Here is a 14,245-nt window from a genome sequence, read left to right on the forward strand (position 1 = left end):
TATTACAAGATACTTGTACCAAATAGACAAGAATCATCAATCATAGCAACTTTTATATCCATATAACATCAAAATAAACATTAGCGATGAATAAGTCATCACTTCTCCACATAGCAAGAGTAAAACAAAAACAAGCATAACAATTGCAATTCTATTATCAGTGATCTTTTTAAGTGCCTTGTATACCCCTCCTAAGAAAATAAGTATATAGATACATCCATATGAAGCCATATAATATGTAACATGATTAGCCCACATTACTGTTCTACCAATGAGTAAATTACAAATTCTATCAAATTCCTGCCAACTATTAGTTGCTCCAATCCCAAAGAATGGATTTATAATTGCTACTAGTACTCCTCCTATAACGGAATACACTCTTGAAAGTACAGATTCTTCACTCGGACCATGCAATTGTATTCTTGAATAAAGATAGCCGAATACCTCGAATTTTAAAGCAAGTAGCAAAGCAATTAATAATACAGATATCCAAAATAGCTTTTCTTTAGTATCCATCACTCTAAAATAGAATAATAGATAAAACGTCATCAGAAAAGCAACTGCAACAAATCCCGTAACAGACCAGGTTGTTAGAATTGTAACTAAATATATCAGTATTTTGATTAGTGATTTTGAACTTGAAATCTTTGATGAGTATAAGTTATATCCCAACGCCAGCCCAACATATATACAAAACATTGCTGGTTCACGAAACAATCCATAGTTTCTCACCCCCATCTGCATCGAAAATAATGGAACTACTGTCACCCCCAAATTAACAAAACTAAGCGCATTATCCCCATTACCAATCACGATAAGTAAATAATTAGCAATAAAAATAAACATTGTTGGAAACAACATATACATTACTATTACTGCTAATGAGAATATAGAAATCACTAAAATAAAACCATCATATAATTTCCAAAAGACAAAATAATCTACATTTTCTACAAATAAAAATGCTATAATTAAAACAAGTATTTGAGAGTAACCATGCCAATCAGCATTTACGAACATACTTACAAATACAAGAATCAATAATACTACTACAATCTTAAAAAGCTTCCATTCTATTTTTCTTTTCTTCAACATCAAACATGTCACCAAAAGAGCAGAATTAAAAATCATGCTATAATACATAATATGTCTATAACTAAACGACATCATTGTATCTGCTGATCCCGCAAAAACAAGAATTAATGATAACATACATAATGCCTTATCGTTTTTTTTCAGTCGAGCACTCAAATTATTAATTGTTATCAACAAAAATCCCCCTTATAGTTTATCATCTGCTTTAGCACTCATACATAATTAGCATTTGAGTATAACCTCATTTTCCACGATTTTTCCGACTAAAAGTCGTCTTTTGTCTCTCACCAACCTCTTCTGAACTTGGGTTCATATCCGTCATCTCTACCATCTCCATTGCATGAGATGACATTGAATCCATTTTTCTTTGCCCAGGCTTTCACATCATATTCCAGTTCAAAATCTTCAACCACCGGTTGGTAATAATCATCGCAGGTGCAATACTCTTCAAATTCATGGTCGAGGTACTTACATAGTTCCTTTTCATAAAACTTATAAATCGCATCTGTCGTAACAAATGGATTCTTTTTTAGCATACTCTTCAGACCATCTGTTTTCCCGGCTTCCTTAGTCGGCTTCAATACCATGTCCGCATCATAGTAGCAGTCCACTGTACCATTCCCTGCATCCCAGACAGAGCATCCTTCCCATCTGAAAGTATGCTCCTGTTTCAGGAACTCCGATAGCCCTTCACTGTCTTTTGCTTTCCACTCTGTCTTGTTTTCTTCCGAATAAAGTACACAGAAGATCTTTGACAGCAGATCCGACATCTTCTTGTTGAAACAGCATTTCTTCTGTATAGCCTTTGACAGTTCCTCAGGCTCACAGCCTTTCTCTGCATCGCTCACAAGCCCGCTCACCAGAAAACAAAGCATCGCAGCAGTAACCGCGTTGTCTGCTTCCATATATCTGTTCAGTTCTTTATAAGCATCATAAGGTTTCTCCAAAAGATACTCGGGTCCGTTTTTATCTATAAGTTTCTTCAAAAGCATGACAATTATCTCTGTCTGATCAGTCATCATTCTGCCTCTTCCTGGCCGGAGCCAAGAAACTCCAGTACTTCCTCATATGTCTTATCGCTCTTTAGGATTGCCTTTACAAGTTCATCCCTTCTGAGCGCATCCCGTTTGTCCAACAGATCACTAAGTCTTGCAAGAGCAGCATCATACTGTTTCTTCGTTCTGCTCACCTGTTCCTGTGCCTTCTCTATCTTAGTTTCAAGTGCATCCATCGATGTCATTCTAGCCATATCATCACCCTCCATCAATCTGCCATCTCAAGCATCTTGCTTATTTCCTGCGCCCTGTATTTTACATTTGCATCAGTAAGTCCAAATGCCTTGAGTATTGTCTTTTGCTTCGCTGTTATTGCATGGTCAAATCTGTATACCCCATCAAGCTGACGGGACATTTCGATTTTATCCAGCTCTCTTATTGCAGCAGGAACTGTCATGTAATTAGGCTTGGTAGCCATTTCCTTCATCTCATCCTTGAGATAGTTGTACATACGGTTTCTTATTATCAGCGCAACAAACTCGATGAAGATCTTAGATGTGGCTGATTCATCAGAACCAATCCTTAAGCAGTGATTGCCAAGGAAAGTCTTGTCTGATAAAAACAGTTTCTCGGATGCATCCCTCCCTTTATAGATTTCCAGCGCTTCCTTTGCTGTCATCTTTTCTGATGTGACAATAACAAAATATCCGCAAAGCTTAAGTTCCAGCTCTATAACAGGCATCTTTTCTTCAAAAAACACAAACTTCCTTGCTGAACTATCTGCTGTGTCCTTATCTTTCTTTCCAGTCTTCTTTGCATTCTCGTCATAGTGCAGTTCAAAGTATGTTTCCATTCCAGGTCCAAAATCCCTGAACTGATTTATATGACTGTTAAGAAAAGCCGTAAGCTGATTTATCTTCTTCTCTACGCCGGTACGTTCATCTGCTTCCAACGATGAACTGTGATACAGATGTATGTATCTTGGCTTTTTATCTGTCCCAAATAGTTTCTTCTCAATGGTCTTCCCATAGACCTGATAAGCAGGTATATTACACGATCTGCTCGTTTCAAATGATCCCTTATTCTCTAGCACCCATTTCTGTACAAGATCAGCCTTGCCTTTAAGCATCATGACAAAACTGTATCCGCTATCTTCAAGCTGATAGATGTTATCCTTACTAAAATATCCTCTGTCTAGAACAAATCCTATCTTCTTATATCCATAGCCCTTAGCCTTTTCCACAGTGCACTGGAACTGTGACATATCATTGATACTGCCGGGGTATATTTCGTAAAAAAGTGGCTCCCGGTTCTTTGTATCATAGGCAATTGCGTAGTTAAAAATATCCGTCTCTACATTTTCCTTTGAATGACCGACTTCTACTATCCTGAGGTCTCCAGCTTCACATATCTTAGATGTTGAATCGTATGAAAAATATATCCTCTCCCGGTGATTCCTTTCCGCATTCCAGTCGTTCTGGAACATGACACTGGTATCTGCATCCATAGTATTGAGGAACTCGCTGACTTTTGAATCACTATATATCCTCATACCTTCAGAAAAGAGAGGATGACTATAGGCATACGCAGGATAATGCTGGGCACGGTTATCTTCCTCAATAATTGAGTATGCCACAAGATCAAGAAACAGCCCCACATCCTTCCACGGAAGATATCTCCCTAGGATCTCAGCGAGCTTATATTCATTAACTATCTTCCTGATAACAACCCATGTACCGATCCGTAGCCCACAACTCCTTGATGATCTGTCCCTTTCTTCTGGGAGCTCAATGTCAGGGAAAAACTTGATGAAGTTTTCATTTGGCTGCATTATACGCTTATCTTCATCAGCAAGCTTTCCTATCGTTTTTCGCTTTACATCTGTATACTGCTTCTCAGTGCTATAGACTCTGTCATACTCAAACTCGACATATGTTGTGTTGCCTTTCGTCCTGAAAGTTATCTTTCCCTTTACCTCAGGCACCTTCACATAAGCATCCAGATACATGTGTTTTCCTCCTGTAGTTTTAGTCGGAATTCCTACTAAATATATTCTACCACAGGAAGCTATTTTCGGCAACAAAAGTCAGGCTCAAACGCGCATTTTTACTGAGTTTTTTCGATTTTCAAAGTGCCTTTTTTGAGGCGGAATCCCTTTTAGTCGGAAATCCTATGGAAATTCAGGTATAAGATACTTACACCAAACAGAAAACACGTCCAATGTGTATAACTAAAATTCTTATCAACTATTTAAAACATTTGTATATACGGCAACATAATTCTTTTTAATCGTAAGCGCTAAGTTTTCCGGTGGTAACGCATGCCACCCCAACTAATTATTAGGTACAAGGGCATAACGCCCATAAAAATATACCCCGATTACTATGATTTCAGTAATCGGAGCACCTTGACAATTCACATATGATAAAGATTACATTGAATCAAAGATGGCATTTTGCTTCTGAATGTAAAGCTTATCCAACGCTTCTTTACACTCAGGATTCCATGGAGAAAGTTTTTCCAGTTCTTCATCACTCAAATCCGATGTTGGACACTTGGTAAGGAGTAGTTTTAGATAAAGATATACATCTACTCCGTTTGCTTTTGCTGTTTCTACCATGGAATAGGTTAGAGCACTTGCGTTGGCACCTTTGGTACTGTCAGAGAACAACCAGTTCTTACGTCCTGTAACAAAAGCCTTACATGATCTTTCGGAAGTATTGTTGTTAAAACTGCAACCTCCATCCTCAAGATATGTTTCAAGATATGGTCTTCTGTTTTGGATATATACTATAGCCTTGTGGAATCTTGTATTTGGGGACGGTTTTTGATCATCTACCCAATTCCAGAATCCTTCAAGAACTGGTTTTTCTTTCTCGATACGATATTCCTTTATGGCATCATAAGTAACGCCCTTCTTTTCATGGATTTTTCGTTCCATATCGAAGAGCCTGTCTATATATACCAGTCCCTGTACAGCAGGTTGGGCAAGATCATACTGCTGGCCTTTAGGAATGGCATCTATCAGATAGCGTCGTATATGCGACCAACATGAAGTCCGCGTACAGTCTTTCAACTTGTTGTACCCGCTGTAACCATCTGTCATCAGATAACCATGAAAACCATCAAGGAAATCTTTTGCAGTATCACCGGCACGAGTTGGTGAGTAATGGAACAATACTATCTGTTCCTTATCAAACTCCCCCGAACGGAATACCCACATGTACGACTTGGATTCAGCTCTTCTTCCGGGTTCTTTAAGGACCTGAACGGGAGTTTCGTCTGCCATTGCATATCTGCCTGAAACAAGTTTTCTTCTGAAGTACTCAGCCATAGGTGTAAAGAACTCTTCAGCATTTTTGGTAATCCAGCTTGCGATTGTTCCACGGCAGATTTCTGCTCCATACATCTTGAAATCTTTTTCCTGTCTATATAGTGGAAGGCTGTTAACGTACTTCTGATACATTACCCAGGCAACAGTTCCTGCTGATGCCATACCATGAAGCATGTGTGGATGTCCATCTCGACCTTTTACGATGTATGGAATTTCTGCATTTACTTTGCAGTTAGGGCAGCCGTAGCTGATGCTGTAATACTCGATTATCTTTATGGCAGGCTTTATGATCTCGATTTCTCTGCGTACAAACTCTTCACCTATCTTTTCGAGGGGAGTACCACAGACTTCGCATTTTCGCTGATCTTCCGGAACATCAAGATAAACCTTCTGTGTCGGAAGGTTAGCAAACTTATCTGCCATAGTGGTTTTCTTTTTACGTGTATGCTGCTCAACAGAGATGAATTCCTGTTCTTCCGGATCATCATCAGATGCAAGAGTTTCTGCTTCATCAAAAAGGCTTAACTGTCCTTCGATATCATCACGCTTTTCACTGGACTTTCCAAAAAGCTTTTTGGTCAGATAGTCTATCTGTTCGCGAAGCCTTTGCTCTTCCGCCAGATGCTCAGCTTCACGCTTATTAGCAGCCTCAATGAGTGAATTGAGATTCCCGATAGTATTATTTAATTCTTTGATGTTGTCTTTCAGCTCTATAAGCTGAAGATCTTTGGAATCTCTTGCCACTTAAAGCCTCCTTAAGTCTGATACATAGATTTTATCAGACATTAAGAGCAATTAATATCGTCAAATATGCCAAAGTACAAGAAAACTTGACCTCGTATTAATCCATTTAAGGGGCTTTGGAGAAAACTGCACAAAAAGCAGAACCGAAATTTCAAGAAGCTCTGATGGCCTTAGGCTGTTCGATATCGATGCCTGAAAGAAGCCAGTCAAACTCACGCCAGGTAAGATTTCTAACTTCATCTTTATTTCTGGGCCAGCGATATCTGCCTTGCGTAACAGAAAGCCTCTTGTAAAGGAGAACAAATCCATCAGACTCCCACATGAGTATCTTCAGACGGTCTGCTCGTCTTCCACAAAAAAGAAAAAGCGCACTGCTTCTTGGATCCATGTGAAGCTTATCTTCAACGATAGCACATAACCCGTCAATGGATTTTCGCATATCTGTATAGCCACAGACGATGTATATCTCATCTGCAGCTGTTATATCGCCGATCATGAAAGACTCCTCAAGACTGAGAGTGTCTTAGAAACAAGATCCGGATCAGCTCCGTTACAAAGAGAAACTCTTGCTCCACCAATCTCGATTTCTATCATATGTGAATTGTCAATGTGCGGCACCACTTTAGGAATATATTCCTCTGGTGGTTCGATATCTGAAACGATATCTACTTTGACCACATCCTGCTTAGAGCAGGTCAGGTCGTGTATATCATCATGCGGACATCGCATTGGAGATGGTACTTCATATGCCTTCTGGCGAAGCCGCTTGATAGCACTATAAAAGGTATTTTTATTAATACCATTGATCTGACACCATTGATCATCGGTCAAACCACTCTGACGACATTCAGTAACAATACGGAACCAATCGTCAAGAGACTTGTAACTTGTTAATGAATCTGACATCTTAAACCTCCTGATATAGACACCAAAATGTTGTCTAATAGTTCAAATCAGCAACACTGGTGTGACAGTAAAATGTGGTCTGTTGTTCAGATTCATTATGAAGTATTTAGGCGGATTTCAGAATCCGCCGGAAAACTTAGCGCTTACTTTTAATCTTCGCATCATGGTAATACCCATCGTTAAAAACATATAAAGAATCATCTATAAATACCATTCCTTCAACCGCATATGAATTCTTTAATGCACCTAGCAATCTACATTTACCATCTTTATTTATACGGTATAAATAATTTTTATCTCCCAAGTAATCTGCTCCAGCTGTGAATAATAGCTCTCCATCTATAATCAATAATTGATCTTGATCTTTTATATCACAATTAAGTACATTCAACACATTTCCTTCAAGACTAATATTAAGCAAATATTTATCTGCGCATAATACCCAAAGTGTATCAGTCTGGTCATCATATGCTATACCATTTATATTAGAATAATTATCTACAGTAATAATTCCTAAAAAATCCCCTTCTTCTGTAATATGCGCTATACCCCCCCGATTGCTAAAAAGAGCGTATTATCGCCATTCTTCCAGGTAATTCCCTGAAGATTTATATTATCTGTTTCAAATAAATCTTTGAGAAATATTTCATTTTGAATCTCGAAATCTACATTTAAACAAACAACACTCGGATTAAGCTTCTCCTGACTATCATTTTTAATTCTTCCGTAGTTACAAACCCATATTTGATCATGTTCTGAATCATATGTTGACCCTGTGCATGTAAAACTACGATTCCCATATTCTAAGTCTTGCAGCATTATTAAATTGTCTGGCTCATATTCCTTCAAACTCAACCAATCCGTTTTTGAAGATATAATACCTATGATTACAACAAGTCCCACCGTCATCATAATAACAGCAATAGTGTTTTTTTTGAACACAAAAGCAAGCGATCTCATTTTTTTATAATCCTCGCAATTAACTTGCAACGTTCCTCTTTATTAAGTACAACAAATAAATCAATACTAAATGACGCAATAACTGACAAAAGAACATCGATAATCAACACATCCCATCTATCTGCATGTATAACAATTGCTATACAACGAGATATAATATAATTTAACAAACAGCAAAGTGTTGATATTAAAGCATCTTTATAAAATATATACCACTTAAGTTCCATTAAATATGCAATATATGGAGCAGTTACTGTTATACAACGAATAATTTGTATAACAGAGCTTGTTCCAGCAACTGCATAAATTCCTAAATCAGTAGTTTTTAATAATATAAAAGTAATTATTATATTTAATAATCCTGACAAGCAAAACGTCACCGTACTAACTTTTAGTTTATTTGCCGCTGTAAAGATATTATTAAGTGCTTGGGGCCCCGCCCACGGAACAAATGCCATACATGTCAAAAAAGATAATAATGTTAATTGCTTTGCATCAAGTGTTGGCATCCATAATGAATAAAATTCCACACCAAAAGCGCAAAAAACCATTAATGGTATTGATACTATTACACTTGAAATCTTCATACCGCTTCGTAATTCTTTAAGCAAAAGATTTCGATTTCCTTTCGCCCAATTAATTGTTAATGAGGGCGCTAAATTAGCATTAAGTGTAGATGCTAAATTAATAATCGCGGTTGGTATTGTCTTTGCTACAGCCAATACTCCCATCGAAACTGGGCTAACCAATAAATTAGTTACCACTAAGTCTAAGCCCGTCATCAATAAACTTCCACATTGATTAATAGTATTCCATATACCTGAAGCCACCATTTTTTTTACAGCTTCAGCGTTAAAATATCTTAGTTTTATTTGTATGTCAGGCATTAACCTTTTATGTATTAATATAGTTGCCAAAGTGAATACTATAGTCAAAAAGACTCCTACCAATGACACAAAGAAAATTCTTGGAGGAAAAAAATAAAACAAAACAATCAATAAACACGCATTAAGAAAACTCCTAATAAATGATATCGTATTTTGTATATATAATGCATTCTTCACAAACATTGAAATGCTATATACTGATGATAAAAGACTAATGAAGAAATTGGCAAAAACACAAGCAAATAACACTTTGACATCATTAATATTTGCCGACTCAATTACGATTATGTTATCTAACCGTTGAATCATATATAAAGCAAATGGTAACATTATCGCAGTAATAATTAAATTACAAATCATAGTAGATGAATAGTACTTATTAACCCCATCAATATCATCTCTATGAAAGCATATTGAGATAAAACGACTAGCCATAGAATTAAAAGCCAAAGTAATCAACGAAGCATATGAAACAAAATTACTTGCAAGTTGGGTAAATCCATTTGCTTCCTCTCCTAAAGTTTTAACAATATACGGAGAAACAAAGAAACTAATCCCCATATTGAATACAAGAACCAACACTCCTGTAATTATGTTTATTATTGTTTGTACCTTCTGAGATTGATTCATTTGTCTTTGTACATAACTTATCATCTCGAAAGTTTTCTCTTTATCTTTTCGCATGTCACCATCAATTCATTTACTATTTTTTTACTTATACTATAACGCTTATTGGTTTCAATAAATTTTGAATGAAAAGCATCTTTTACCGTTTGACTAAGCCATTCTGTACCGTCTTTACACTTTCTATTTCTAATATCATCATAATATATATCTGTTGCTAATTCAGGTATTGCCCCAAATACCATTAGTGCATGTGCATTGAAACATAATGGATATTCACAATGCTTTCCTACTGCCAACCACTTAATTGGCTTTTCAATATTATCAAATATGTTTTGTCCTATTCCCGCATAACACTGCGTAGCATATCCGCTAGCAATATTAACAGATATGAGATATTCGCCAGCATAACAATATTCTGTTCGTTTTTCTCCCAGAACACTCATTTTAAAATCAAACATTGGTGAGTCAAATTGTCCCCACACTTTGCAATACTCTTCCTTCGATAAACTAGTTAACAAATTCCAGTTATCGGCATAATTAAATGCAGTTGTAATATGGCATAACGCACCAACATTTTTTAGACAATCTTGCTTTATTTCTTCAATTAGGGGAATCAATTCATCATGAGGAGTTAATTCTATAGTAAAGGAGCATCCAAATTTCTTTGCATTATTTACATTATTCCAAAAAACATCAAGCATATTTTTTCTTTTGAGCATTGCATAATGATATGAAAATTTAAACTCAAGTCTCTCAAGAAGAACTTTATCTATTTTAAAAATCTCTTCAAATCTTTCTGTCAACGTGCCATTTGTAACTATTTCTAATACATGGCCTTCTTTTAGCAATTCTTCGATTATCGATGGCATCTCCTTAGGTATAAGAGTTTCACCATCGCCACAAATATTCATAAAACACTGTCCACCTAGCCTTTGTGCAGAAAGTGCTTTAGCGATTTCTGGCGGAGATAATTTCCATTCAGGCATAGCATTTTTTTTTCTTCCAGTAATCTGTGGAATGTAGCAATAACTACATTCGAAGTTACAAACTGAAACAGGAACAAAGCAATTTATTAGTCTCTTTATTTCCATTATTTGTCCTTCCATTCTCTAATATTTCGAAGTATCATCTCTTTGTTAATTCTTATCTTTTCATGTAGCTTATCCATGTTAACATAATTAAGATTAATTGCTTTTTCAAAGTCAAACTTAGGTATATCATCCGCTGACAACAAACGACAGCCATTCAAGTTCTCAGCAAAATCAATAAAAGAATGTCTTACCTTTCCTGTCTTATTATCAAAAACCAAACATGGTATTTCTAGTAAAATAGCAAATACCATACCATGAAATCTATCTGTAATAATCAATTCGCAATCTTTGTACTGATCTATTATACTTTTTACATATGATTTTCGTTGTGATTTTCGGATGGGCATATATGTATCATTATTAATAATCTTAATAATATATCCGTTAGTAATAGCTCCTGATTTTAGCATATCAACTGAAGATCCGAGAGCAGATTCTTTGTCTTCTCTAATGCACCAACCAATCACACCGCTTTTCACTTTACGAGGCTCAAATTCTCCATAATAAAAAACCATATCCATGGCATATTTTATATTTACACCATTTATCCACTTCTTCATTTCCCCCATAGACCATGTATCTCTGGCAAACAACAACACATTTTTATTAGCACTAAATGAATCTATAGTGCTTTGCAAAAGTTTATTATTAGGGTCATTAACTTGAAAGAACCAACTTTCTGGGAATATGATAATTCTGTTATTACTATACCTTTTAACTATATTATTTATTCGTTCCATAGTATGAGGCCAAGTATCTCCAAAATTTCCTCCTCCATCTAAGACAATTACATCGTTTTGACGAATTTTCTGTTTTAAATAATCATCTAAAAAAGAATATTCAAAAGAATTGACTTCTATTATCTTTGACTTTTCCATACATTCAAGCAACATTTTTCGCTCAGACAAAATGATAGCTTGATCTCCCACATTACCATAGTATGGGGTAGATAACAAATAAAACAATTGTTTATGCTTTAATCTACAATATTCTATTTTCAGCTTCATTAGCAAAATATCATTAAAAGGAATAATTTCTTATATATCTTAATAATATTAGTAGATATTTTATAATAACTATGTTTAAATATACTTTTACAATAAATGTATACACTATAAAGAAATTTAAATTGCATAGTCTGGATTTTTTTACTTTTAACTCTGAATTTCCTTTTGATCCATACATTTTAAGTATTTCTTTTCTATTATCCAATTCACAAATTGATGATTTTATTACCCCCAGTACTTTATGATGTTTGAAAGCTTCGACGACAATATGCTATCAACAATACATATCTGTACGGTGCTTCTATAGTATATTGCAGCTGACATGATATTAGGATATTTTTGTGAAACAAACTCCAAAATATCATTTGCATGGTTTAAAACATCGAGACTTCTTTCACTAAACGATGAAGTAGTAATGCTATCTTGTCTATGACAATAATTATACAAAGGTTTTGGGATAAGACTAATTTTATTGGCAGATAATACTATTTTATAAATAACAGCTACATCTTCACTTAGCTTACCAATTGGAAATTTATAATTATCAAATAATTTAGATTTAAAAACCTTATCACATGCTGAAAAGTCCATACCTTCCCATGTAAGCATTCTTGAGAAACACTCTATAGGAGAAATAATACCATCCTCTGTTGGAATCAAACCTATTATTTTTTCAATATTAGAATATACATCATATCTTCCACAGCATACTATGTCGCTACCATCTCTATTTAATACTTCAAAAACATCCATAAGCATGCTTGGTTCTATATAATCATCACTATCAACAAAACAAATATATTGCCCTTTTGCTATTATTATGCCCGCGTTTCGAGCACTACTTAATCCACCATTTTCCTTATGTACAACAACTATTCTTGAATCCTCATAAGATATTTCATCACATAATGATCCACTACCATCTGTCGATCCATCATCAACTAAAATGATTTCAAAATCTTTATAGCTCTGATTTTGGATGCTTCTAACACACCTACGTAAAAATGCATACGTATTAAAAACGGGGATAATAATTGAATAAAAAGGCATATTCACATGATTACTCTCACTATTTCTGCTATTCATTGTTAATTACTAGATTGTCCTTTCTTACAGTAGCTTGTTTCTACCTAGATAGTTATTAAACATAAAGGCTATATATCTTTACATATTTACCCATATGATAATTAAGTTCACTCTCACCAGCAAATATAGCTACATAAAAAACAACTCATTAGTCCCATAACCCCAAACATAATTTTTCTTTTCTCTTTCTAAACATTTATAACATACATAGCAACTTATCTAGTTACATATTCATTATAAACATGCTCATAAACTGATAATAATGTCTGGAAGTTATCATCTATGTTCTGTACATTCTCCATATTTTTTATAGCTCTAGAAGACAATCTTTGAGCCAAGCTTTGATCTAGCAATACATTTTCAATCTTTTCGGCAAGCTCATTATAATTGCAATTTTCAAACATCAAGCAGTCTTCATTTTCCTTACCAATTGTAGGAATCCCACCTACCCTAGATACGATGCAAGGTGTTCCAACAATCATAGCTTCCATCATTGAATTAGGTGAATTTTCAATAGTAGATGGCATAACATAAATATTTGATTTTCTTAAATAATACGCCATCTCATCGGCGTCTAACTCACCCAAAAAAACAACATTGTCCTGTAATTGATATTTATTTATCAAATCAACACAATGCTTTATATAACTACTAACAAATATTTTTTTTCGAAAACAGTCCAAATTGTATGGATTAAATCCTGCAAGATACAGTTTCACTTCATAATTCTTTTTTTCAATATATTTAGAGCTTCTATCATCACATGAAAACCTTTTATTGGATAATAGCCCTGGCTCATAAAAATAGAATTTGATTCAATAGAATTAATATCCCATTTATCACATAGTAAAAACTCACTTCTAATATTTTCATTGCATTTAAAATATTCTATGCTTGGATTTATTTTCAAAGTCTCATTTTTATCCCAATCAGTCCTTCCCATAACATAAGAGCATTTTCTAATAGCCTCGATTTCCAATTTGCCTCTTTTATAAAATTTTTCTTGCTGTCTTAACAAACCGTCTCTTTTCAAAAAATCTCTTATTGTTAATCTATTTACCACCCAATCCGGAATTCCATCCAAATATGCATCTGCACATCTCGAAATTAAGCCTTGAATATGTATTACTATTTTACCAGAGTCATCAATAGCTTTTATCATTGCTAAAGAATGAGAATATTCTGTCCCCCATATATGTACTATATCTGGCGTATATTCAGCAACTATCTTCTTTAATTGCATTTCAACGTATAAATCATAATTCTCATAACGGGTATTGTTTTTGTAAAAACCCCAAAACTTACTTTTTCTATACTCAGCCTTAACTATATCTTTGCTTTTTTTATAGTCGATATCATCCATAGGTGCACAAGTAGCAATCTCAATTTTTGATGAATCAATAGCCTTTTCATAAATATCTCGGAGCCATCCCCCACCATTTGTCTTATTTAGCCCAAGTATATTCCTAACTTGAGGAAGGATTAGATTGCATAACCATAATACTTTCACTTT

The 14,245-nt window shown here is 34.9% G+C and carries 15 protein-coding genes; all 15 read right to left on the reverse strand.

What is annotated here, in order from left to right:
* Window positions 1-36: 36 nt before the first annotated feature.
* Window positions 37-1,269: a hypothetical protein gene (locus tag WAA20_RS17585; protein WP_073390574.1), complete on the reverse strand. Its 1,233-nt coding sequence runs from the start codon at window positions 1,267-1,269 to the stop codon at window positions 37-39.
* A 110-nt stretch (window positions 1,270-1,379) separates the two neighbouring features.
* Complete coding sequence (locus tag WAA20_RS17590) at window positions 1,380-2,114, reverse strand: hypothetical protein (RefSeq protein WP_073390582.1); 735 nt, start codon at window positions 2,112-2,114, stop codon at window positions 1,380-1,382.
* Window positions 2,114-2,344, reverse strand: a complete 231-nt coding sequence (locus WAA20_RS17595) for a hypothetical protein (protein ID WP_027206638.1) — start codon at window positions 2,342-2,344, stop codon at window positions 2,114-2,116. The genes WAA20_RS17590 and WAA20_RS17595 overlap by 1 nt, the downstream gene beginning before the upstream one ends.
* 14 nt (window positions 2,345-2,358) lie before the next feature.
* Window positions 2,359-4,098 (reverse strand): transposase, encoded by a 1,740-nt coding sequence (locus WAA20_RS17600; RefSeq protein ID WP_073390584.1) that lies wholly within the window; start codon window positions 4,096-4,098, stop codon window positions 2,359-2,361.
* Window positions 4,099-4,521: 423 nt separating this feature from the next.
* Window positions 4,522-6,168 (reverse strand): IS66 family transposase, encoded by a 1,647-nt coding sequence (locus tag WAA20_RS17605; protein WP_338801667.1) that lies wholly within the window; start codon window positions 6,166-6,168, stop codon window positions 4,522-4,524.
* Window positions 6,169-6,319: 151 nt separating this feature from the next.
* Complete coding sequence (gene tnpB / locus WAA20_RS17610) at window positions 6,320-6,664, reverse strand: IS66 family insertion sequence element accessory protein TnpB (RefSeq protein ID WP_110072105.1); 345 nt, start codon at window positions 6,662-6,664, stop codon at window positions 6,320-6,322.
* A complete protein-coding gene (locus tag WAA20_RS17615) occupies window positions 6,661-7,074 on the reverse strand; it encodes a hypothetical protein (protein ID WP_110072106.1) in 414 nt (137 codons plus the stop codon). The genes tnpB and WAA20_RS17615 overlap by 4 nt, the downstream gene beginning before the upstream one ends.
* A gap of 136 nt (window positions 7,075-7,210) precedes the next feature.
* A complete protein-coding gene (locus WAA20_RS17620; RefSeq protein ID WP_073390054.1) occupies window positions 7,211-7,465 on the reverse strand; it encodes a hypothetical protein in 255 nt (84 codons plus the stop codon).
* A 152-nt stretch (window positions 7,466-7,617) separates the two neighbouring features.
* Window positions 7,618-8,034, reverse strand: coding sequence for a hypothetical protein (locus WAA20_RS17625; protein WP_139263861.1), 417 nt, complete (start codon window positions 8,032-8,034; stop codon window positions 7,618-7,620).
* Window positions 8,031-9,605 (reverse strand): lipopolysaccharide biosynthesis protein, encoded by a 1,575-nt coding sequence (locus WAA20_RS17630; RefSeq protein WP_081373973.1) that lies wholly within the window; start codon window positions 9,603-9,605, stop codon window positions 8,031-8,033. The genes WAA20_RS17625 and WAA20_RS17630 overlap by 4 nt, the downstream gene beginning before the upstream one ends.
* Window positions 9,572-10,654, reverse strand: coding sequence for a radical SAM protein (locus WAA20_RS17635; RefSeq protein ID WP_139263862.1), 1,083 nt, complete (start codon window positions 10,652-10,654; stop codon window positions 9,572-9,574). The genes WAA20_RS17630 and WAA20_RS17635 overlap by 34 nt, the downstream gene beginning before the upstream one ends.
* Window positions 10,639-11,646, reverse strand: a complete 1,008-nt coding sequence (locus WAA20_RS17640) for a polysaccharide pyruvyl transferase family protein (RefSeq protein ID WP_338801680.1) — start codon at window positions 11,644-11,646, stop codon at window positions 10,639-10,641. Before WAA20_RS17640 ends, WAA20_RS17635 begins: the two co-directional genes overlap by 16 nt.
* A gap of 225 nt (window positions 11,647-11,871) precedes the next feature.
* A complete protein-coding gene (locus tag WAA20_RS17645; RefSeq protein ID WP_338801682.1) occupies window positions 11,872-12,732 on the reverse strand; it encodes a glycosyltransferase family 2 protein in 861 nt (286 codons plus the stop codon).
* Between the two features lie 215 nt (window positions 12,733-12,947).
* Entirely contained in the window at window positions 12,948-13,451 is a 504-nt protein-coding gene (locus WAA20_RS17650) for a glycosyltransferase family 4 protein (protein ID WP_338801684.1), read from the reverse strand.
* Entirely contained in the window at window positions 13,448-14,242 is a 795-nt protein-coding gene (locus WAA20_RS17655) for a hypothetical protein (RefSeq protein ID WP_338801686.1), read from the reverse strand. Before WAA20_RS17655 ends, WAA20_RS17650 begins: the two co-directional genes overlap by 4 nt.
* Between the last annotated feature and the right edge of the window lie 3 nt (window positions 14,243-14,245).

The organism is Butyrivibrio fibrisolvens, assembly GCF_037113525.1.
GTDB lineage: Bacteria > Bacillota > Clostridia > Lachnospirales > Lachnospiraceae > Butyrivibrio > Butyrivibrio fibrisolvens.